This is a genomic window from Pseudomonas sp. LPH60 (assembly GCF_030718165.1).
GTDB lineage: Bacteria > Pseudomonadota > Gammaproteobacteria > Pseudomonadales > Pseudomonadaceae > Aquipseudomonas > Aquipseudomonas danubii.
The window spans coordinates 45125-66056 of the sequence record NZ_JAVAJH010000006.1; the positions used below are offsets into that span (position 1 = coordinate 45125).

17 protein-coding genes and 1 pseudogene are annotated in these 20932 nt (G+C 62.5%); 7 read left to right on the plus strand and 11 right to left on the minus strand.

Going from position 1 to position 20932, the window contains the following annotated elements; genetic code table 11:
- Positions 1-103: 103 nt before the first annotated feature.
- A complete protein-coding gene (locus Q8O96_RS21710; RefSeq protein WP_102864561.1) occupies positions 104-1462 on the plus strand; it encodes an HD domain-containing phosphohydrolase in 1359 nt (452 codons plus the stop codon).
- Between the two features lie 258 nt (positions 1463-1720).
- A complete protein-coding gene (locus Q8O96_RS21715) occupies positions 1721-2377 on the plus strand; it encodes a ribonuclease T2 (protein ID WP_102864562.1) in 657 nt (218 codons plus the stop codon).
- A 178-nt stretch (positions 2378-2555) separates the two neighbouring features.
- On the opposite strand, the gene dapA is transcribed toward Q8O96_RS21715, so the two are convergent.
- The 6 genes from dapA to Q8O96_RS21745 form a co-directional block, all read right to left on the minus strand.
- Positions 2556-3419: a 4-hydroxy-tetrahydrodipicolinate synthase gene (gene dapA, locus Q8O96_RS21720; RefSeq protein WP_115582346.1), complete on the minus strand. Its 864-nt coding sequence runs from the start codon at positions 3417-3419 to the stop codon at positions 2556-2558.
- A gap of 352 nt (positions 3420-3771) precedes the next feature.
- Positions 3772-4491, minus strand: coding sequence for an anti-sigma factor domain-containing protein (locus Q8O96_RS21725; RefSeq protein WP_102864564.1), 720 nt, complete (start codon positions 4489-4491; stop codon positions 3772-3774).
- The gene (locus Q8O96_RS21730; protein WP_371826198.1) at positions 4488-5045 is read right to left on the minus strand and encodes a sigma-70 family RNA polymerase sigma factor; all 558 of its coding nucleotides are present in this window, start codon (positions 5043-5045) and stop codon (positions 4488-4490) included. The genes Q8O96_RS21725 and Q8O96_RS21730 overlap by 4 nt, the downstream gene beginning before the upstream one ends.
- Before the next feature lie 107 nt (positions 5046-5152).
- Entirely contained in the window at positions 5153-5692 is a 540-nt protein-coding gene (locus Q8O96_RS21735; RefSeq protein WP_102864566.1) for a DUF3455 domain-containing protein, read from the minus strand.
- A 113-nt stretch (positions 5693-5805) separates the two neighbouring features.
- Complete coding sequence (locus Q8O96_RS21740) at positions 5806-6351, minus strand: GNAT family N-acetyltransferase (RefSeq protein WP_305949376.1); 546 nt, start codon at positions 6349-6351, stop codon at positions 5806-5808.
- Between the two features lie 184 nt (positions 6352-6535).
- Positions 6536-7009 carry a GNAT family N-acetyltransferase gene (locus tag Q8O96_RS21745; protein ID WP_102864568.1) on the minus strand — a complete coding sequence of 158 codons (474 nt, stop codon included), beginning with the start codon at positions 7007-7009 and terminating at the stop codon, positions 6536-6538.
- Positions 7010-7475: 466 nt separating this feature from the next.
- On the opposite strand from Q8O96_RS21745, the gene Q8O96_RS21750 reads away from it, so the two are divergent.
- The 4 genes from Q8O96_RS21750 to Q8O96_RS21765 all read left to right on the plus strand — a co-directional run bounded on the left by Q8O96_RS21750 (position 7476) and on the right by Q8O96_RS21765 (position 11111).
- The gene (locus Q8O96_RS21750; protein WP_102864569.1) at positions 7476-9041 is read left to right on the plus strand and encodes a PAS domain-containing methyl-accepting chemotaxis protein; all 1566 of its coding nucleotides are present in this window, start codon (positions 7476-7478) and stop codon (positions 9039-9041) included.
- 69 nt (positions 9042-9110) lie between these two features.
- Positions 9111-10043 (plus strand): chemotaxis protein CheV, encoded by a 933-nt coding sequence (locus Q8O96_RS21755; protein WP_102864570.1) that lies wholly within the window; start codon positions 9111-9113, stop codon positions 10041-10043.
- A 61-nt stretch (positions 10044-10104) separates the two neighbouring features.
- A complete protein-coding gene (locus tag Q8O96_RS21760; protein ID WP_060839043.1) occupies positions 10105-10434 on the plus strand; it encodes a DUF6388 family protein in 330 nt (109 codons plus the stop codon).
- Between the two features lie 92 nt (positions 10435-10526).
- Positions 10527-11111 carry a LysE family translocator gene (locus Q8O96_RS21765; protein ID WP_250330196.1) on the plus strand — a complete coding sequence of 195 codons (585 nt, stop codon included), beginning with the start codon at positions 10527-10529 and terminating at the stop codon, positions 11109-11111.
- Here the strand turns inward: Q8O96_RS21765 and Q8O96_RS21770 are convergent.
- Positions 11108-11941: an AraC family transcriptional regulator gene (locus Q8O96_RS21770; RefSeq protein ID WP_102864572.1), complete on the minus strand. Its 834-nt coding sequence runs from the start codon at positions 11939-11941 to the stop codon at positions 11108-11110. The genes Q8O96_RS21765 and Q8O96_RS21770 overlap by 4 nt on opposite strands.
- 209 nt (positions 11942-12150) lie before the next feature.
- A pseudogene (locus Q8O96_RS21775) lies at positions 12151-12249 on the minus strand (VOC family protein); the annotation flags it as partial.
- 284 nt (positions 12250-12533) lie between these two features.
- Here Q8O96_RS21775 and Q8O96_RS21780 point away from each other — a divergent pair.
- Positions 12534-16640 carry an NACHT domain-containing NTPase gene (locus tag Q8O96_RS21780; protein ID WP_305949377.1) on the plus strand — a complete coding sequence of 1369 codons (4107 nt, stop codon included), beginning with the start codon at positions 12534-12536 and terminating at the stop codon, positions 16638-16640.
- A 128-nt stretch (positions 16641-16768) separates the two neighbouring features.
- On the opposite strand, the gene Q8O96_RS21785 is transcribed toward Q8O96_RS21780, so the two are convergent.
- From Q8O96_RS21785 to Q8O96_RS21795, 3 genes are all read right to left on the minus strand, one after another.
- Positions 16769-17272, minus strand: a complete 504-nt coding sequence (locus tag Q8O96_RS21785; protein ID WP_305949378.1) for a VOC family protein — start codon at positions 17270-17272, stop codon at positions 16769-16771.
- 83 nt (positions 17273-17355) lie between these two features.
- Positions 17356-19836, minus strand: coding sequence for a TonB-dependent receptor (locus Q8O96_RS21790; RefSeq protein ID WP_305949379.1), 2481 nt, complete (start codon positions 19834-19836; stop codon positions 17356-17358).
- Between the two features lie 115 nt (positions 19837-19951).
- Positions 19952-20929 carry a FecR domain-containing protein gene (locus tag Q8O96_RS21795; RefSeq protein ID WP_305949380.1) on the minus strand — a complete coding sequence of 326 codons (978 nt, stop codon included), beginning with the start codon at positions 20927-20929 and terminating at the stop codon, positions 19952-19954.
- Positions 20930-20932 lie beyond the last annotated feature (3 nt).

Genomic DNA, 20932 nt, shown 5'->3' on the forward strand with positions numbered 1-20932 from the left:
TGAACATCAAAAAAATAGCTAGGATTGTCTGGGCTGTAGCGCCGCTGGGCGCTGGCCGGGCGGCACTGTCCGGGGAACGAGATGCAGGACAGGGGGACTCACCATGGAAGCGTTGCCGCCCACCGAACCAGGACAGCGTCCAAGCCTGTTGCTGGTGGATGACGAAGAATCGATCCTCAACAGCCTGCGGCGCCTGCTACGCAGCCAGCCCTATGAAGTGCTGCTGGCCGACAGCGGTGCCAGGGCCCTGGAAATCCTGGCCCAGCGTCCCGTTGACCTGGTGATGAGCGATGCGCGCATGCCCGACATGGACGGCGCCACCCTGCTGGCCCGGGTGCGCGAGGGCTACCCGGCCACCCGCAGGATTCTGCTCACCGGCTACGCCGACCTGAGCACCATCGTCAAGGCCGTCAACGAAGGGCAGATCCACCAGTACCTGAGCAAACCCTGGAACGACGAAGAGCTGCTGCTGATCCTGCGCCAGACCCTGGAATACCAGCACGCCGAGCGCGAGCTCAAGCGCCTGCAGCAACTGGTGCTGGAGCAGAACCGCCAGCTCAAGGTGAGCAACGCCGAACTGGAAAAGCGCGTGGCGTCCCGGACCGCCGAGCTGCAACAGACCGCCGACATGCTGGACCTGGCCTATGAAGAGCTCAAGCACAGCTATGTGACCGGCACCGAGGTGTTCTCGCTGCTGGCCAACCTGCGCCTGCCGGCGGACAAGCAGACCAACCGCAAGATCATCGAACTGGTGCGCGCCTGCTGTGCAAGCTATGGCCTGGACGAAACCGCCAGCCGTGACCTGACCATGGCCGCCGCCTTGTACAACATCGGCAAGCTGAGCTGGAGCGATGCCATGCTGGCCGCTCCGGCGGAGCTGTTGCGGCACGCCGATCAGGAGCGCTATCGGGCCTATCCCTCCCAGAGCGAGTCGCTGCTGATGACGCTGGAGCCGATGCAGGATGCGGCGCGGCTGATCCTCCATCATCAGGAACGCTGGGATGGCAGCGGCTTTCCCCAGCATCTGCGGGGCGAGGCGATTCCCTGGGGTGCCCGGCTGCTGAAGCTGGTGGTGGATTTCATCGAGTTGCAGTGCGGGTTGATTCTGGAGCGGCGCATGAACAGCGACGAGGCTTTGCTGTTCATTCGCAAGTACGCCGGCCGTCTGTATGACCCGAACATGGTGGAAGGCTTTGTTCGGGTCTGTGCGGCCTACCTCAATGACGTGACCGTCGATGATCCGACGGTCCGGGTGCTGGGCACCCGTGATCTGCAGGCGGGGATGGTCCTGCGGCGCAACCTCAATGCCGACAACGGCATGCTGCTGCTCAATGCCGGCAAGGTGATCAGCGAGCCGCTGGTGCAGAAGCTGATCGCCTTTGAGGCCATGGAAGGGGGGCACTACAGCATTTTTGTCAGCGTGCCTGAAGCCCCAGGGCCGTCTCTGGACATCGGGCACTGATCGCCGCTCTTGATCTGTGCCCGGTTGTTCCGTCATCTTTCGCACCGCGCGCCGCCCCAGGCCCTGGCGCAGTGTCCCGCTGGCGCCTCGGCCGACGTTCGCTCGGCGTTCGTCGCGCCTGACCGGCTTTGCCGGGGCACGGCGCGGCGAATGTCATGTTCCTGCAACCCCGGCATGCCAAGAAAGTGAAGCTGTGTGCCTGCCGCAGTAACCCGATGGCGGGGCCAGGACGATCCGATTTCCCTAGGAGAGGTAACGATGAGAAAGTTTTTTGCCCTGATGGCGGCCCTGGTGCTGACCCTGGGGATGGTGGGCATCAGCGACGCACGTCAGCCCAAACAGCAGCGCGAGTCGGTGGCGGGGGCTTTTGACTACTACCTGCTGGCTTTGTCCTGGTCACCGACCTTTTGCCTGATGCATCCGGAGAACGAACAGTGCTCGGGCAAGGGCTATGGGTTTGTCCTCCACGGCCTGTGGCCGCAATACGCCAAGGGCGGCTGGCCCCAGTCCTGCCCACCCTTGACCCCGCTGACGCAGGAGGAGCGGGCCAAGGGCCTGACCCTGTTTCCCACCGCCAAACTGATGAACCACGAATGGACCAAGCACGGCACCTGCAGTGGCCTGGGGGGCATGGGGTACCTGGATGCGACGGACAAGGCCCTGGCGACGGTGCAGATACCGCAAGCGCTGCAGCCTTCGACCGCGGTGCGTTACTTTGAAGCCACGCAGATTGCCCAGCAGTTTCGCCAGAGCAACCCGGGGATCGCCGAAAACGGCATCGCCATTCTCTGCAGCGGCCCCGAGCTTTCCGAAGTCCGGGTCTGCCTGACCAAGGACCTGGACTTTGGCCCGTGCGGCAAAGGCGTGAAAAACCAGTGCCGCGCCGGCCAGATCCGTATCCCGCCGATCCGCTGAAAGCGTGCGCGCACCGCCCGATCGGCGCTGACGGGGCATCGAGATTGTCGTGCCCCCGCTGCCGTAGGAGCCGGCTTGCCGGCGAAGAGGTCCTCGAACCTTGCACCGGGCTTGAGGACGCTTTCGCTGGCACGCCAGCTCCTACGGGCCACAGGCACGTCAATTCCGATGTTCCGTATCAGGGCAGGTCGGCCAACAGGTTTTGCAGGTGTACGGCGGTGGCGGCGCTGCAATCGTGCATCGGTGCCCGCAGGTGTGGCTCGATCAGTCCCTGATGGGCCAGCAAGGCTTTCACGGGGGCCGGGTTGGGCTCGGCGAACAGCGCCTGAATCAGCGGCACCAGTTGCCGGAAGGTGGTCCGCGCCGCATCCAGCTGCTGGTCGCGGACCTGGCGCTGCAACTGCACGAACAACTCCGGACGAATGTGCGCCGCCGCCGCAATGGCTCCGCTAGCCCCCAGGCACAGGGCGCTGAACAGTTGCAGGTCCTCGCCGCACAGCACCTCTACCGTGCCGCTGGCCAGCAGCGCCAGGGTCTTGTCCAGGTTGCCGCCACAGTCCTTGACGGCGGCAATCCGCGGATGACGCACGATGTTGAGCAGGGTGTCCTTGTCCAGGTTGACCCCGGTGCGATAGGGAATGTCGTAGACGATCAGCGGCACGCTGGAGGCATCGGCGACGCTGTGGAAGAAGCTTTCCAGGGCCGCCTGGGAGGGGCGGATGTAATAGGGCGCAGGCACCAGCAGGGCCGCCACCGGGCGCTTGAGGATTTCCGTTTGCAGGTTCAGCAGCGATTTCAGGTTGTTGCCTGCCAGGCCCATGATGACTCGCCCGGCGGGGGCCTGTTCGAGCACGGCGTCGAGTACCGCCAGTTGTTCGTCCTTGTCCAGGGCCGCGGCTTCACCGGTGGTGCCGCAGACCACCAAACCGGCCACGCCGCTTTCCAGCAGATGGGCGCTCAGGCGCCGCAGGGCGGCAAAGTCGATGGCGCCATTGTGAAAGGGCGTGACGATGGGGACCCAGATTCCTTGAAACGATGACATGCGTGTTCTCCTGATGGTTGACCGTCGGGTCGTCGTCAGAAGAGTAGAAGGGCGTTAAGCAGGGGGCGGGTGTCCGTAGCGCTTGATGTCCTGTCAGCTCATCTGACGGGACACAGCGCCCCGGTCACATGAGCGACTGTTTCTTCGATTTAGAGTTGCAAGCCACCCAGGCTCCGGCCTTGGCCAGCAGGCCAATGGCGCGAGAATCGAGGGTAAGGGCTTGGGACATGGCTGAGGCAGACTCTGAAATCAGGCGCACAGTTTTAAAAGCCAGCGCGGAGTTTGTCAATCCTCGAACAGGGCTCGGTTGATTGGCCGCTGCCACGCCGGGTCAAGGCGGGTTCTCCCCTGGTCACAAAGTCTTGACGGCGCGGCCGATGAACTGCACGGGGCCGGTAGGCCTGCCCACCGCCGAGCCTTGGCGATCTTCCAGGGTCAGCTCGAACAATTGATTGGTTTGCAGGGGTGGCAGGTGATCAAGCGGCACACGCAACGGCTGGCCGGGCTTGACCAGCCCAAGAGACACCGGGCCCTTCCAGTCGTCGGCCTTGGTCCAGAACTCCAGGGCCTTGTCCGCCGGAACCTCGATGCTGCCCAGTGGAATCAACTGCAACTCCCGGGTGTCATTGGCTTGCACCACCCAGCCGGGTGATTTGTCCTGAGGGGCTACCAGCACCACCAGGTAACTGGGAGGGGCATCGGGGCGCAGCATCAGCAGGCTGGCCAACAGGACACTGGCGGCCAGGCCGGCAGCGGCCAATCCGCGCCACAGCGCCAGAGGGTTGAAGCGCCTGGCGCTATTTGCGGCCGAGACCGGCTCCGGTTCAGCCAGTTGCTCCAGGCTGCGTTCTATACGCCGCCAAAGCCAGGGCGACGGCGTGACGGGATCGGCCAAAGCGGTGAGGGGATGCAGGCGCTGTTCCCAGCTTTGCACGGCGCTGCGCAGGGCGGGGTCATGGGGCAGGCGCTGTTCGAGCAGGCGCCGTTGTTCGGCGTCCAGGGTGCCCAGGACATATTCACTGGCCAGGGTCTGGAGCGTGGGATCGCTGTCGTCCCGTGGACCGATATTCATCCCAGGCACTCCCGTAAGGCACTGAGACTGCGCTTGATCCAGGCTTTGACCGTCCCCAGCGGGGTGGTCATTCTGGCGGCAATCTCCATGTGTGAATAGCCGTCCAGATAGGCCAGCAGGAGACACTCGCGGCGCTGTGAGGGCAGTTGCCCCAGGCAATGCTGAAGACGTCCGGCATCAGCCAGCGCGGTGACCGCCTCTGTGTTCATGGCCAGCCCGTCAAGGGTGTCCGGGTGGTCTGCATAAGGTTCTTCAATAGGCACCTCACGGCCATGGCGGCGCAGGAAATTCAGCGCCAGATGCCGGGTGATGCTGAACATCCAGCCGCGGGCACTGCCCCGTTCCGGGTCGAAACTGCTTGCGCCTTGCCAGATTCGGATAAAGGCGTCGTGCAGGATGTCTTCGGCCAGGGCCGTGTCGCGTACCAGGCGTTTGGCGACGCCGAGCAAGCGCGGCCCTTCCTCGTGATAAAGGGCTTCCAGAGCCTGGCGCTCACCTCGGGCACAAGCGGCGATGCAGCCTGCGTGGTCAAACAGGGGTTCGGGTAGAGACAAGGGCATTTACCTGCGACAGATGACAGCCACCGCCACCCAAGCGGTGCAGTGGCTGTCAGCAGCGTAGACCAGTTGCCTATGCCTGGCCTTGCATCTTGGGCGGCGAATCAGCGGGCCGCCCAGAAGATGTAGTCCGCCTGGTACTTCACTGTTTCACGGGTGCCCTTGTTAGCGGCGGTGCACGCGCTGCTGGGGGCCACGCCACCCTTGAGGGCCACTCGCTGAATGTAGCTGACGCCGCTCATCAGCCCCTTGCCTTCGGCCGGATTGGCCTTGACCAGTTGATAGGGCAGGTTGCCGGCGCTGGACGGCGCCACGGCGACCTGGGTCCCGGTGATCTTCGAACCGTCCTTGGCCTGCCAGGTGGCTGGTGGGCCGAAGTAGTCACCCAGCACTTTGCCGCTGCGATCGCTGAGCACCGCCTTGGGGCCGACGAAGACCCATTCGGTCTCGCCCGGTGCATTGGCCTTGTCCCGGCACTCGTAGGTGATTTCACCGGTGCCCACGGTTTCCAGGGCAACTTTGTGGCCCTCTGGCACCTTGATGCTGTCGGGCAATGCGCTCTGCGCCTGGGCCACAGGCAGGGCGCCCAGGCAGGCGATGGTCAAGGTTGCGCTGAGGCAGAGAAGACGTTGTTTGGCGTGCATGGTGGCTCTCCATTGGGGATCGGTTCGGCAGTTTTCAGGACTGCTATGGGTACTACCCCTGAGCGACGTATCTGGATGCAGCGCCGAGAAAAAATAGTCAGCGCAGCCAAAACTCATCCGCTGCGGGTCATCCGGTGATCCTGGGCGTTGAGCCGGTACAGCAGGCTCGGTGGCTGCCCGGGAAAGTCCTCCTGCTCGCCGTCCAGCGTCATCCCCAGGCGTTCCAGGGCCCGCCTGGATGGCAGGTTGTCGGGCCGCACCAAGCCGGTGACCCGAGGCGCCAGCAGTTCGCCGAAGGCCAGTTGCAGGGCCGCCTGGGCCATCTCGTTGGCGAAACCCTGGCCCCAGGCTTGGGGGGTGAAGCGAAAGTACAGGTTCAGCCCGGCCTCCTGCCCGAAGTGCGCCCGCATGAGCCCGCCAAAGCCGATGATCTGTTGCGGAGCGTCCAGCCGGGCGATGGCCCAGTAGCCAAAGCCGTACTGCTGCCAATGGGCAATCCAGCTGTGCAGCCGGTCGCTGGTGGCTTCGGCGCTGTCGGGGCCGCTGGGGTTGAAGCGGTGGGTCTGCGGGTCGCCGTGGATGGCACAGGCCTGCGGCAGGTCGGCCAGGGTTGGTGGACGTAACAGCAGGCGTGTGGTGCGGGTGGTGGACGACAACATGGGCGAGGCTCTTTGCTTCAGATGAGATGGAGCGCCGGGTGGCAGGTGGTGGTCAGGCCTGTGCGGGTGGTCCCGGAGAAGGTAGGTGATCGCCCCGGACTTTGCCATTGTCGTCAGGGCGCGGTGCCGGAAGCCGCGAGCAGGGCCCAGCCTGCGCAACGAACCGCTTGCCGCCGCTGTGGCGTCAGCCTGGCCAACGGTAGAGGCTGGCGGGATAGCCCTGGGCGATGATCGGTGTCGGGGTTTGCCCCGGCAGCATGGCCTGCCAGAAATCCCGGGCGGGCAGGTTGGCGCTGAAGTGCATCACCTGCCAGGGCCCCTTGTAGTGCTCGAACAGTTGTTGCGTCACCTGCCGGCCGACGCCCAGGCGGCGCAGCCGTCGGGCGATGAACAGGTAGCCGAGGTTGTACCGCGCATCGCTGTCGCAGCGTTGCTGGTCGACGACGGCAAAGCCGGTCAGCTCCCCCGCCACCAGGATCAGCCAGGGATGGGTGGCCGGGTGGCGCCAGTAATCGTCCAGGGCCTGGATGGCGTACAGCCCCTGGGCTGCGAATTTGAGTGGCAGCCACTGACTGAGCTCATAGAGATAGAACTGCATGAGGTTTTCCAGGCAGGGCCAGTCGTCGCGAGCGGCCGGGCGCAGTTCAAGATGGTCCATCAAGGGCGACTCCAGCCCCGATCGGTCCGAGGCACAACGGGTGGTGGTGAAAAATGGGGGGTGTTAAAGGGAATCTGCCACTGATCAATGCGCGCGGGAAGGCTTTGACGAGTTTGTTTTTCATGTGCGGAAGATGGAGTTTGCAGCGGCGCTGAGTATTTTGGAAATAATGCTTCTCAATAATTAGAAAGCTAGCTTCCTATGTTTAGGCGAATGTTGATGTAAGTCATAAAAGTCTTTAATTCGGCTCGTTCAAGTGGGATTGCTTGATGAAGTTTTCACACCCTGATTAAGGCTCGAATCTAGACTTAAGTCGACTGGATCGATAGTGGCCATTTGCAATAATTGACTTGGCTCTGGAAAGTTCTGCGGGTAAGCAGAGGATGTCTTCAGGTCATCGCAGGATGCGGAAGTTGTTGTTTGATCGTGAATAGCAATTGAATACTTTCCTGCGAGGCATTTCAGAATGAGAAACAATCTTCCTGTGACCCAGCGCGAGCTGGTGTTTCCCGCCGAACAGCGGCTGATTTCCGCCACCGATGTTCACGGCAAGATCACTTACTGCAATGACGAGTTTGTCGCGGTCAGCGGTTTCAGCCGCGAAGAACTGATCGGCAGCCCGCACAATATCGTGCGCCATCCGGACATGCCCGAAGCGGTGTTCGCGCACATGTGGTCCTACCTCAAGGACGGCAAGAGCTGGATGGGCATCGTCAAGAATCGCAGCAGCAACGGTGACCACTACTGGGTCAACGCCTACGTCACGCCGATCTTCAGCAAGGGCGTGATCGCCGGCTACGAGTCGGTGCGGGTCAAGCCCGAGCGCGAACAGGTGGAACGCGCCGGCGCACTGTATCAACGCATGCGTAGCGACAACCTGGCCTTGCCCTGGAGCTACCGGGTGGCCAGGGTTTGCGGCTTTGCCTTGCCGCCGCTGCTGGCCCTCGCGGCTACGGCCGGGGCCTATTGGCTGGGTGGCCCCTGGGCGGCACTGGGGGCGGCGGTTCCCGGTTATTTCGCGGTACAGGGATATGCCTTCTATCGCGCGCGGCAGATGTTGCAACGCATCAGCTCGGTGTCCCTGGGCAGTTTCGACAGCGAGCTGATCGCCCGTACCTACACCGACGAACACGGCCCGGTGGCCCAGTTGCAGATGATCCTGATCAGCGAATCGGCGAAAATCCGCACCGCCCTCAGCCGGCTTGGCGACTATGCCAACCAGGCGGCGTCCCTGGCGTCCACCAGCCAGAGTCTGTCCAAGCAGGCGGAAACCGCCCTGGGCAAGCAGCGCGACGAAGCGGACATGGCGGCCACCGCGATGAACCAGATGGCCTCGTCGATTTCCGAGGTGTCGGTGCATATCCACGACACCGCCTCGGCCGCCGATCAGGTCAACAACCTGACCCAGGTGGGCTCCGAGGAAGCCCAGAAAACCCGGGTGGTGATCGAGAAGCTGGCGGACACCGTGGATGCGGTCAGCCAGTCCGTGGAGGGCCTGGCCGCGGAAACCCAGTCGATCCAGCAGGCGGCCAACATGATCCGCTCCATTGCCGAGCAAACCAATCTGCTGGCCCTCAACGCGGCGATCGAGGCCGCCCGGGCCGGTGAGCAGGGCCGCGGTTTCGCGGTGGTGGCCGACGAGGTCCGGGCCCTGGCCTCCAAGACCCAGGAGTCGACCCAGAGCATCCAGCGCATCATCGTCACCCTGCAGGAAGTGGCCACCCAGGCGGTGGAAGTGGCGCGCCAGGGCAGTGTCGAAGCGCGTTCCGGCGTAGCCCAGGTGATCAGCACCCAGGAAGCCCTGAATGGCATCAACTCGGCGGTGGAACGCATTCACCAGATGAGCCAGCAAATGGCCGCCGCTTCGGAGCAGCAGGCCCATGTCGCTGAGGAAATCTCCGAGCAGATCACCAAGATTGCCCGGGTTTCGGATCAGAACGCCGAGATTGCCGTGCATTCGTCCACCGTGGGCGGCGATCTGGAGTCCACCGCTCACGAACTGAACGCCTTGGTGACCCGTTTCAATAGTTGAACGCTAATGACCGTCAGCAACTTTCATTTAATCGCCGATTGATCAACTAGATCAGGGCAGGGGGCTCGTATGTCCAGTGTGATGGAAACGGTGAATAGCCGTACTCAGTTGGCCGGGCAGAATCGTCTGGAACTATTGTTGTTTCGATTTAATGAGTCACAGTTGTACGGCATCAACGTCTTTAAAGTCAGAGAAGTTCTCAAGTGCCCCAAGTTGAATGTACTGCCTATGTCACATTCGGTGGTGTGTGGCGTGGCCAATGTTCGCGGTGTATCCATTCCGATACTTGACCTGGCACTGGCCACCGGTTTGCCCGGAGTCGAGGATATCGACAACGCTTACGTGATCATTACCGAGTACAACAACAAGACCCAGGGTTTCCTGGTCAGTGCGGTGGAGCACATCGTCAACCTGAACTGGGAGGAAATTCACCCGCCACCCAAAGGCAGCGGCCTGGACAACTACCTGACGGCGGTGACCCGGGTCGGCGAGCGCATGGTGGAGATCATCGACGTGGAGAAGGTCCTGGCCGAGGTGTCGCCGGTCTGCGAGGACATCTCCCAGGGGGTGATCACGCCGCAGACCCAGGTCGCTGCGGCCCATTGGCGGGTGCTGACGGTGGACGACTCGGCGGTGGCACGCAAGCAGGTGACCCGCTGCCTGGAGAGCGTCGGGGTGCAAGTGGTGTCGTTGAAGGACGGCCGCGAGGCGCTGGAGTACCTGCAGGCCCTGCTCGACGCGGGCAAGCGCCCGGACGAGGAGTTCCTGATGATGATCTCCGATATCGAAATGCCGGAAATGGACGGCTACACCCTCACCGCCGAGGTGCGCAACGACCCGCGCATGAGGCAACTCTACATCGTGCTCCATACCTCGCTGTCCGGGGCCTTCAACCAGGCCATGGTGAAGAAGGTCGGTGCCGATGATTTTCTCGCCAAGTTCCGCCCCGACGATCTGGCCGGGCGGGTGGTGGACCGGATCGCCAGCCTGACGCCGGCGTGAGCCGGCCCCCCGGGGCAGTGAGGCAGTGCCCGGGATTGATTTCATGATGGGAGTGAGCGCCATGCAAATGTCTGAACTCGACTATCAGCAAGCCTTGCTGCGTTACCTCGCCGAACGTCCGGAACTCGCGGCCCAGCTGGGGCTCGGGCCATCCTCGGGGCGCCCCTGGCAACCCGGGGACCTGAGCGAGTTGCAGATCCAGCACGCCAGTCGGCTGTTTGACGAAGAAGCCCGCTTGCGCGGCATGGGCAACTGGGAGCTGGCGCTGTCGTTCATTGCCCGCACGCCCCAGGAACTGAAGCGGATGACCCTTGAGGCGCATCGGGAAATCGCCGAGATGGTGGACATGGAGTGGGACCAGTATTGCCAGCTCAATCACTTGCACTGCTAGAGGCCGACGAGGGCAGTTTTCTTCAATACGCTGCGATCCTGGCTCCCTAATCTGGGCGGCGGTCAATCCGACCCAGATTGGAGAAACAAGACATGAGCCTGGTGTTTTCCATGGCGGCCTTTGCCCTGGCCGCTTCCATCACTCCGGGGCCGGTAAACATCGTCGCCCTCAGCAGCGGCGCGCGTTTTGGCTTGCGCAGCAGCATGCGCCATGTGACCGGAGCCACCTTGGGCTTCGTCGGGCTGCTGGTGCTGATCGGCCTGGGACTGCACGAACTGCTGCGCCAATGGCCGATCCTGACCCAGGGCATTCGCCTGTTTGGCGTGGCCTTCCTGCTGTTCATGGCCTGGAAACTGGCCAGCGACGATGGCCGGCTCGACACCCAGGGCCAGGCGCGGGCGCCTTCGGCCTGGTATGGCGCGCTGATGCAATGGCTCAACCCCAAGGCGTGGCTGGCCTGCGTGGCCGGCATGGGGGCCTTTGCCGCCGACGGCGAGCTGCGCCAGGTGTGGCTGTTTACCGCGGTGTACCTGGTGATCTGCTACCTGTCGATTGCCTGCTGGGCCTATGTCGGCAGCTGCCTGCGCCACTACCTGAGTCATCCGCCGGGGGTGCGTCTGTTCAACCGCAGCATGGCGGCGTTGCTGGCTGCCAGCGCGGCTTATCTGCTGTTCTAGCGCTGGCCGCGGTACTGGCCGGGAGTGGCCGCCAGGTGCTGTTTGAAGGCGCGCTGGAAATGCGCCTGATCGGCAAAGCCGGCCTCCAGCGCCACCTCGGCGATCGGCGCGCCGCTGCGCAGGCGGGCCTGGGCGAACTGCACCCGCTGGTTCACCAGGTAGGCGTGGGGCGGCATGCCGAACTGCTGCTTGAAAGCGCGGATCAGGTAGGACGGTGACAGCTGCGCCGCCTGGCACAGGTCGTCCAGGCTCAGGGCCTGGGTGCAATGCCGGCGGATGTAGTCGGCGGCTTCCTGCAGTTTGCGGTTGTCGCCCCGGGGCGGCGCCTCGGCGGGGTTCAGGCGCTGCTGCAGGTCGCTGAAAAAGCTCACCACGGCGCTGTGCTTGAGCAGGGGCTCGGCCTCGGCGGCCACCAGGGTCCGGTACAGCTGCTCCAGCTCGGCGAACAGCTGCGGGTCGCGGCTGTGAGTCTCGCGAAACGGCCGAAAGCCCAGCTCGGCGCAAAAGCCCAGGTCCTGCTGCAGGGCGGTCAGCCAGGGCGTGTCGACATACAGCATGCGATAGGACCAGGGCTGATCGTCGATCGGGTTGCAGGCGTGCACCACCCCCGGGTTCATCAGCACCACGGTGCCGCGGCTGACCCGCCACTGCGAGTGGCCGCTGAGGTAAGTGCTGACACCCGCGGTGATGCTGCCGATGGAGAACTGTTGGTGGGCATGGCGGCTGTAGCAGACCTTGCGGCCATCGGCGATGGAGCGGGCTTCGATGAACGGCAGGGCAGGGTCGCGCCAGAACTGCGGTTCCTGGTCGGCGGTGAGGGCAGGCTTCATTGAGGTTGTCCGTCTGCGAAAGCTGGCGCGATTGTATAAGGCTTTGTACGAAAAGCCTTGATACTCGGTGATGCTGCGTTGAAAACGGTCTCGTGCGCGAGTCCGATCGGAATGCTCATTTACACCCCGTAAAGTCGAACGCGACCCCGGCCGTTCCTCGACCGTTTTCGCCTTGCCTGACCTTCGTCTCAAAACTTTTCGTACAGAGCCTAGCTCTGGCCGTCGAAGGCGCGTTGCAGCGTCGCGATATCGAGTTTTTTCATCCCCAGCAGGGCCTGCATCACCCGTTGCGAACGGGCCGGGTGTGGTTCGCATTGACCCCCCTGAACAAGCAACCTCTGTGTTGGCGCGTACGGAGTCCTTAAGTGACCTGCGGCATAACGCCAGCAGCGAAGTTGGTCCTCAAAATTTGCTAAATCAATAGCAGGCAGACAACTTCGCTTATATCTTCCAGGTCTTCTGTGACGTGGATTGGATGCCTGCGATCTGCAGGTTTTTGACGCACATCAGTTACTTAAGACCTTTGAGTGGCCGTTTCCGTAGAGCGCTGATCGCATTAGGCTCTCGAGTGTTCAGAGAGTAGGGAACTCGTATGGCCATCACGTATGATGGCTACTTCTTCATCGTCCTGTGTCTCTTCACCATGTCTATCGCTCCCCTTGATCGGCTTATCTCGATATCCTCAGCTCCTGAAAAGTACGCTGACGCCAAGCGGTTGAGCGAGCTTGCTGATGCTCCCTATGTCGTGTTGCTTGGGGCGCCTGGTATGGGAAAAAGCGTTGCGTTTCAGCATTTTGCCAGTCAGGCGGGAGCACTCTGCGTACCGGCCTTCAGGTTTCGCCGAAAACACCTATCCGATGCCATTACTGTGTTTATCGATGCCCTCGATGAAGTCCCCGTACACAGCGCCATCGAGATCGCGAATAGCCTAGAGGATAATCCGGAGGTGCGATGGCGGGTTAGTTGTCGCGAGCAGGACTGGAACGAGGGTGGCAAGCTCAGCCGAGCATTCACTGAGGTGCTAGCGCCTCTCAACGTGGCGCCCGTAGTCGCTCAATTGCAACCGCTCAGTGAGGAGGAAGCTATAGCAGTGCTCACTGCATTTGGCTGCTCAGCCCCTGAAGTGCTTTTGTCTACTGTGCACACGCTACGTTCGACGCCCTTTGTAATGTCCCCTCTGGGGCTGAAATTCCTAATGAATGTGCGCCCCGAACGGTTACCGTCGCTCACCCGATTTGAACTGTACGAGTCCGGAGCCCGTCATTTTGCCTCTGAGCACAATCTAGCCAAGGCCGAAGACAGGCAGGGCAGTGAGTTACCGCCCGATGGCATCCTGGACCATGCTGGGCGCGTCTTTTTGACCCTACTCCTGGCCGGAAAGCACGGAGTGCAGCGTACTAGTCCCGCTGCGGACACCCTGTTATCCATACACGACCTGGGACTTGGCCCAGCAGATCTCACGACTGTCCTGGACACCGCACTGTTTTTGAAGAATGGAGATGATTTTCTACCCTTTCATCGCAGCATCCAAGAGTTTCTAGCTGCGCGCTATCTAGCCCGTTTAGTGACCGGTAGCCTTAGAGAAGCAAGACTTCACTTTGAACGCGCACTTGCACTGCTGGTGTCTGTTGATGGTTTACCGGCCGATGGCCTGAAGGCGTTGTATGCCTGGTTTACCTGTTACTTGGTCAAAGAGGGTGCACTTCAACAAGCCCAACGCCTGGTTCAGCAAGACCCAGAAACTATGTTGCTGCATGGCGACGCAGCGACGCTGCCGGTTCACTCTCGCATTACCGTTCTAAAGGAGGTTGGCGCACGTGACCCGTTCTTCCGCTGGACTCCGGAGAGGTGGGGGCCGGCGCAGATCTGCACCGTAGGACTGGTGACTCCAGACCTTGCGCCGCTAGTGAAAGAGCTGCTGGGGACAGAGACGTCCCTGCACCGTCTTAGCATGCTGCTCGAGGCCTTATCGGTCGGGCCGGCTCTGGTTTGCACTGCCGAGGCTTGTTGGAGCGTTGCGATACGCCTGAGTGCCGAGCATTGGTGTCGCGAGCAGGCCGTGGCTGCTTGGCTGCACAATGCGTCCCCCTCAGTGCCAGACATTTGGGCGCGGATTGATACGCTGTGCATGGCAGTCGAAACCCAGCGTGGTCAACTGCGCAGCGTCGCGCAGTTGTTTTGCTCGATCCCTGGGGAGCAGTTATCAGTCGGCGACGTGGAGCGGGTTCTCGCTTGCCTGAAAAGACTCAACGCTGCATTCCTTTCGCAGATTACACCGCAAGATAGACGCACAGAGTGCGCCTACGCGGTCAGAGATATCGCCAGGCATGTGGCGACTGGTCTCTGGCGCACCTTGATTCTGGATGCCCCGAAGCGCTGGCGACAAAAGGCTGGCGTGGGTTCTCTTGAGCATCAATTCGTTTCAGTGTTAGCCATCGCTGCTCTGTCGGGCGAAGGCGTAACCGCGGCAGAGTTCGCTCACATGATGGTCGCGACTGGCCTGATCACTGGAGCGGACTCAGCTTTCAAGAGGGCTGCCGCAGAGTGGCTAGCAGCTCGGTCCATTGTTGAGGATGTATTGCACGCACTGCTAGCGATCATGGACCGAGAGATAGCCGACAGTGGTTCGCTTGCCCGGGGCTTTCTCGCGCTAGGTCTAAAGTCGAGCGAGGCGCTGGTGCGTCTGGTGTTGAGTGCAGAAGCATTCATCGCTAGCGTCGGTGTAGCCTACGTCGGCAGACAGATTGGTATCTGGACACTGGTGCACGGGGAGCAAGTCCCAGTCTGGCTAATCTCTCTGCTCCGTGAGGCGCGAGGTGCTGCTGCGGAAGCTGCCTTGCAGCACTTACACTTACAAGTTAAAGAACAGTCGGAGTTGCAAGCGCAACAACCGGAGAGTGTCGAGCAGTGGCTGGTCAATCAAATCCCCGAGTGGCAGCGACAGCTGAAAGCGGTGGCTGCCGGGGAACTCGTTGAGGCCTTGTACTGGGGAGCAGCAGTCTACTGTGGTAGTCGCCCAATCGCGAAGTTCAATGAGAGCGGCACGGAAGGGCTACAAGAAACGTTTGGTGGGCCACTGGCTCAGGCCATTCAGGAAGGGCTCGCCGGTCTATGGTCCAGGGAGACTCACGAAGATGATTGTGGGGTTATCACGGCCGCGTCCGCCTCAATATACCTAGTCGACCGGCAGTGCTTTTCTGGTAAACCCGTGCCGCGTGTTCTTGAGGTTCTGTCCGCTAGCTTATCTATGCGGAACTCGTTGCTTAAGGAGCGTTTAGAAGCGAGCTGCATTGACCAACTCAACCGATCGCTCATCGAAGACTCTACTTATCTTCACCAGCTTGCAGCCACGTGGAACACCAATTGGATTGCGCTGCTGTACAAGCTAGGAGAGCGGCCAGCGCGGTCCGCGATTCATTTATGGGTCGTGCAGACAGTATTGGAGCAACACGAGAAGTTGAGTGGAGCCCTCTTGGACGGAGTGCTTCGGATGGCTGAACTGAATGTAGAACCTGCAGAAATTATCCCGCTGATAAGTAACGTGTTGCGCCATTGGTCAAATCAGAATGGTAGTACCGGAGGATTGATCACGGGCAGCCATGTCGAGAATCGCGACCGCCTGCGCTGGGCGTATTTTGTTGTCTGCCTGCGACCGGAGGAATTCAGCAATGACTTTGTACGTGCTCTGGAGGCGGCGGAAGACTTGGACATTCACCAGATCATCGTCGACGACTACCCCCGCCGCGGCTATTGGCAGACATCAGCGTCCACATTGGCCGTCAGTCGACTGTTGTTGCAGTTTTTGTTCAAGCGCACTCCACTGATGCAGGGGCATTTTGACCGCATGTGGCCAGACACTGTGAAGGTATTGAAAGCCGTTTCGCTGTCGAATGAGCCTAGCGTCGAAACTATCCTTCTCGGTTTGCTCGCGGACGCCAAAGACACTCGCTGGGAAGGCACTCTCAGGCACGAACTTGAACTCTATCGGCGAGATATCCGAGCGAAAACACAAAAGTTTTTTTCGCCGACAAATCTGGCAAAGGTACTTGGCGGTAAAGGCCCGATCAATACGCAAGACCTGAAGGCTCTTGTGTTACTGGTTCTAGATGAAATCGCGGAGGAGTTGCAGTCTTCTCCACTCAATCTGTGGCAACTTTTCTGGGACAACAACAAGCCTAAGATCGAGAACGTTTGCCGAGACGTGTTGGCCGGTAAGCTGAGGGACAAATTGAGCTTGTTCGGCAGCTTCGAGGTGGCTCCTGAAGCGGCATCATCCGGTGGGACTCGGGCCGACCTATTGGTCAGCTACGGTTCATTTGCAGTACCGATCGAAGCGAAACGGACGAATCACTCACATCTCTGGTATGGGCATACCGGTCAGCTTCAGACCTATACGCTGCTGAACAGTACCGGCGGTCATGGCATTTATGTAGTCTTTTGGTTCGATGGGGGGCTTGATATGACTTCTTCACCGGCAGGAATAAAACCGAAGTCGCCTGAGGCGTTGAAGGCTGCACTGGAGGATATGCTGCCAGCCCCACTCGCTGCCACAACGTCGGTGTTAGTCCTAGATGTTTCCGATGCCTCGCAGGCAGCCAAAGTACGCAAGAACAGCGAATTCGACAAGGCGAAAGCCGCGAAGCCTTCCAGAAGAACCAGAAAATTGAAGGATGTGGCAGAGCCACCCAAAGAGAAGTAAAGGACCGTATCAGGTGCAGTTTGAGCCTCTAGTGAGGCAGCAGGTCAGCAGCTGGGTGATGGCGCTATTACAAAACTACAAGTGTAGAGAGGAATTCTCCACCGAGATCGGTAACTGGCGCGATTGTATTAGCTCTGGCCGTCGAAGGCGCGTTGCAGCGTCGCGATATCGAGTTTTTTCATCCCCAGCAGGGCCTGCATCACCCGTTGCGAACGGGCCGGGTCGGGGTCGCAGATCATCGGCGTGAGGCACTGCGGCACGATCTGCCAGAACAGCCCGAAGCGGTCCTTGAGCCAGCCGCAGCGCTGCGCCTGTGGCGGGCCGCCAAAACCCAGGGCGTTCCAGTAGTGATCCAGCTCGGCCTGGCTGCGGCAATGCACTTGCAGGGAGATGGCTTCGTTGAAGCAGAACAGCGGGCCACCGTTGAGGGCGGTGAAACCCTGGCCGTCGAGTTCGAACGCCACGCTCATCACCGAGCCCTCGGGGCGTCCGTGAATGTCGAAGCCGGCCTTGCCGTAGTGGCTGATGTGGGTGATGTGTGACTGTTCGAAGACCGAGCAGTAGAACTGTGCCGCCTCGTGTGCCTGGTGGTCGAACCACAGGCACGGAGTGATGGTCTGGATGCGTGGCATGGTGTCGGTCCTCTGCGGGTTGATCACGCTGGCTCAAGCGTAGTCAACCCGCTGCCGCGCAGTGCGACCGTGGATCGGCGCGCTCAGAAGTCCCAGCGGGTCGCCAGTTGCAGGCTGCGTGGCTCGCCGTAGAAACCGGTGCCGAAGTTGCCGATGCCGGTGTAGTACTGCTTGTCGAAGAGGTTCTTCACGTTCAGGGTCGAGCTCAGGTGCTGGCTGAACTGGTAGCGGGCCATGGCGTCCACCAGGAAGTAGCCGTCCTGGGTGATGCGCGAGTCATGCCCGCCGTTGACCGCGTCGCTCGGGTCGGGCTGGTAGACCTTGCCGAAGAATTGGCTCTGCCAGTTGACCCCGCCGCCCAGGGTCAGGCGGTCCCAGGCGCCGGGCAGGCGGTAGCTGCTGAACAGCCGCGCCACCTGCTGCGGCTCGGTGGTTTGCAGGACCGAGCCGTAGACGTAGTCGTGATTGGCGTCGCGGGTGTGGTTGTAGCTGTAGCCGGCGGACAGGTTCCAGCCGTCCAGCAGCTCGCCGGCCACCTCGACCTCGAAGCCCTTGGTGGTCGCGCCCTTGGTCGGGCGGTAGACGGCGTCGGTGCCCCAGCCGTCCACCAGTTGCGCGACATTGTCCTGCTGCACATGAAACACCGCGAAGCTGGCATTGACCCGGCCGTCCAGGTATTCGGCCTTGATCCCGGCTTCGTAGCTGTCGCCCTGCACCGGGTCGAGGATCCTGCCGTCGGCGTCCTTGCTCATCTGCGGCTGATAGATGCTGGTGTAGCTGGTGTACAGCGAGTAGCGGTCGTTGAGGTCATAGACCAGCCCGGCATAGGGCGTGACCACTCCGGTCTGCTGGTAGCGCTGGCGCGCGTCGGCGCGGCCGGGCTCGAAGTAGCGGGTGTTGTCGATGCCCTTGAAGTCGCTGACCCGGGTGCCGAGGATCACCGCCAGGTCGTCGCTGGGCTTGAGCCGGGTGGCCAGGTAGGCACCGGTCTGGCGCTGGAGGATGTCGTTGTCGCCGATCTGCGGGATGTCCGGCTTGGCGAATTCGCCGCGCCACTGATAGATGCTGCCGCCCACCGGCGGGTACACCGAACCGTGGACCGGGATGTCCTGCTTGGCGTTCATCAGCATGAAGCCGGCGATCAGCTCGTGTTCGCGGCCCAGCAGGCTGAAGGGGCCGTGCAGGTTGATGTCGAGGTTGTCCTGGGTCTGCTCGCCCTTGAACTTGCCCATGTACATGAACATGCCGTCGCCGCTGGCCTGGTCCGGGTTGCCGCCGCTGGCCGAGCCCAGCAGGGTGTCGTGCTCGCGGCGCAGGTGGTCGTAGCTGACCTTGAGGGTCCAGTCATGGGCCAGTTGCTGTTCCAGGGAGGTGAACAGGGTCTGGTTCTTGAAGTCGCGACGGCTCCAGTCGGTGGCCGGGTTGAACGAGCGGGAAAAGTGTGTGCGCGAGCCGTTGCTGAAGTACATCGGGAAGCCGGTCCAGGTGGCGCCCCGGGAGCGGGTGTTCTGCTGGTCCAGGCCCACCGTCAGCAGGGTGTCGGGGGTCAGGTCGGCCTCCAGCACGCCGTAGGCGATGTCCTTGCTGTTCTGGTAGTGGTCCAGGTACGAGCTGCGGTCCTGGTAGACGCCGACGAAGCGCCCGCGCAGGTTGCCGGTCTCGGTCAGTGGCCCGGAGATATCGCCTTCGCTGCGGTAGTTGTCCCAGGAACCGAGGGTGCCGGTGACCGAGGCCTTGAAGTCCTTGGTCGGCCGCTTGCGGATCAGGTTGACGGTGGCCGAGGGGTCGCCGGAGCCGGTCATCAGGCCGGTGGCGCCCTTGATGATTTCCACCCGGTCGAAGGTCGCCATGTCGGTGCTGGTGGTGCCGTAGTCGTAGACCCCGTCGTAGGTGACGTTGACCCCGTCGTACTGGAAGTTGGTGATCGGCAGGCCGCGGCTGGAAAACTCCCAGCGTTCGCTGTCGTAGTTCTGCACGCTGACCCCCGGGGCCCGGCGCAGGGCATCGGCGATGCTGTTGCTGCCCTGGTCGTCCAGTTGCTGGCGGGTGATCACCGTCACCGATTGCGGGGTTTCCCGCAGCGACAGGTTGAGGCCGGTGGCCGAGGCGCTGGCCCCGGTGGTGTAGCTGCGGCTGTCTTCGGTGACGCTGCCCAGGCCCTGGGCGGACACCTGGGTGGTGCCCAGCTGCAACGGGCCGCTGGCGGTCGGCAGCGCTTGCAGCACATACCCGCCGCTGACGGCCTGGGCTTGCAGGCCGCTGTCCTTGAGCAGCTGCTGCAGGGCTTGTTCGACGCTGTAGCGGCCCCGCAGCCCCGGGCTCTGCTTGCCGGCGGCGAGGTCGTTGTGCCCGGCGACAAAGACCGCGCTCTGTTCGGCGAAGCGATTGAGCACGCTGACCAGTGGGCCGGGGCCGATGTCGTAGCTCCGGCGCTGGCTGTCCGCCTGCTGGCTGGCGGGGTTTTCGGTGGCCTGGGTCCAGGGGGCGGGCAGGCACAGCAGGGCGCTGCACAGGGTCAGGGGACGCAGGGACGGGCGCAAGCGGGGACGGTTGGGGGTTGGCATGGAGTTCCCTTGTGGATCGGCAATGTGAGTGCTGTTACCCGGTTAACCGAACCAGACAGGCAAAAGGGAACCGCAACCTTAAAAAAAATGTTCGCCGGATGTTCAGGCGCGGGGTTCAGGCCCGAGGCTCAAGGGTCACCCACCAGGCAGTCAGGCGCTGGACCCGCACTGGCAGGGCGGCTTCCAGCAGGGCCAGGGCCTGATCGGAATCGTGCAAGGGGAAGGCGCCCATGACCGGCAAGCGACCCAGGGCCGGGTCACAGCCCAGATGCCCCGGGCGATAGCGCCCCAACTCTTCGAGCAGTTGCGCCAGGGGCAGGTTGTCGGCCAGCAGCAGCCCGCGACTCCAGGCTTCGCGAGCGGCGCTGGCGCCTTGCAGCGGACCCAGCGCGACGGCGTCGAAGGCCAGCTGCTGGCCGGCGTCGACCTGCTGCTGCCGGCCGCTCTTGGCGCTGTGCACTTGCACCGCGCCGGCGTAGACGTTGAGCAGGGTGCGGGCGCCCTCCCGGCGCACGCTGAAGCGCGTGCCCAGGGCCTGCAGCCGTCCGTGTTCGGTGTCCACCCGCAGCGGTCGCTGCGAATCCCTGGCGGTGTCGATGAGGATTTCGCCCTGGTGCAGTTGCAACAGTCGCTCCCGGGCGCTGTAGCGCACATCCAGCGCGCTCAGGGCATTGAGCCAGAGGTGGGTGCCGTCGCTGAGCCGGACCTCGCGGATCTCCCCGGTGCCGGTGGCGTAGTCGGCCCGCCAGCGACCCAGAGCCTGGGGCAGCGGCGTACCGCGCCAGGTGCCCCAGCCCAGGCCGAGCAACAGCAAGGCGCCGAGCACCTGGCGCCGCCCCAGTGGCGCCCGCCGGCCACCGCGCAGGGCCTGGCCGGCGGCTTGCTGGGCGCCGGCCTCCTGCAGCGGCAGCAGGCACTGGCTGACCCGCTCGACGTAGCCCCAGGCCCGACGGTGTTCCGGGTGCTGTTCGAGCCAGGCCTGCCAATGGCGGCGTTGTTCGTCACTGACGGCCTCGTCCTGGAGTTGCACGTACCAATGGGCGGCCTGTTGCAGGCTGGCATGGCTCAAGCGCTGGGCGCCGTGTTCGCTCATGGG

Coding starts and splice junctions, on each gene's coding strand:
- Q8O96_RS21710 (WP_102864561.1), top strand. CDS start 104: ATGGAAGCGTTGCCGCCCACCGAACCAGGACAGCGTCCAAGCCTGTTG.
- Q8O96_RS21715 (WP_102864562.1), top strand. CDS start 1,721: ATGAGAAAGTTTTTTGCCCTGATGGCGGCCCTGGTGCTGACCCTGGGG.
- dapA (WP_115582346.1), bottom strand. CDS start 3,419: ATGTCATCGTTTCAAGGAATCTGGGTCCCCATCGTCACGCCCTTTCAC.
- Q8O96_RS21725 (WP_102864564.1), bottom strand. CDS start 4,491: ATGAATATCGGTCCACGGGACGACAGCGATCCCACGCTCCAGACCCTG.
- Q8O96_RS21735 (WP_102864566.1), bottom strand. CDS start 5,692: ATGCACGCCAAACAACGTCTTCTCTGCCTCAGCGCAACCTTGACCATC.
- Q8O96_RS21740 (WP_305949376.1), bottom strand. CDS start 6,351: ATGTTGTCGTCCACCACCCGCACCACACGCCTGCTGTTACGTCCACCA.
- Q8O96_RS21745 (WP_102864568.1), bottom strand. CDS start 7,009: ATGGACCATCTTGAACTGCGCCCGGCCGCTCGCGACGACTGGCCCTGC.
- Q8O96_RS21750 (WP_102864569.1), top strand. CDS start 7,476: ATGAGAAACAATCTTCCTGTGACCCAGCGCGAGCTGGTGTTTCCCGCC.
- Q8O96_RS21755 (WP_102864570.1), top strand. CDS start 9,111: ATGTCCAGTGTGATGGAAACGGTGAATAGCCGTACTCAGTTGGCCGGG.
- Q8O96_RS21760 (WP_060839043.1), top strand. CDS start 10,105: ATGCAAATGTCTGAACTCGACTATCAGCAAGCCTTGCTGCGTTACCTC.
- Q8O96_RS21765 (WP_250330196.1), top strand. CDS start 10,527: ATGAGCCTGGTGTTTTCCATGGCGGCCTTTGCCCTGGCCGCTTCCATC.
- Q8O96_RS21770 (WP_102864572.1), bottom strand. CDS start 11,941: ATGAAGCCTGCCCTCACCGCCGACCAGGAACCGCAGTTCTGGCGCGAC.
- Q8O96_RS21780 (WP_305949377.1), top strand. CDS start 12,534: ATGGCCATCACGTATGATGGCTACTTCTTCATCGTCCTGTGTCTCTTC.
- Q8O96_RS21785 (WP_305949378.1), bottom strand. CDS start 17,272: ATGCCACGCATCCAGACCATCACTCCGTGCCTGTGGTTCGACCACCAG.
- Q8O96_RS21790 (WP_305949379.1), bottom strand. CDS start 19,836: ATGCCAACCCCCAACCGTCCCCGCTTGCGCCCGTCCCTGCGTCCCCTG.
- Q8O96_RS21795 (WP_305949380.1), bottom strand. CDS start 20,929: ATGAGCGAACACGGCGCCCAGCGCTTGAGCCATGCCAGCCTGCAACAG.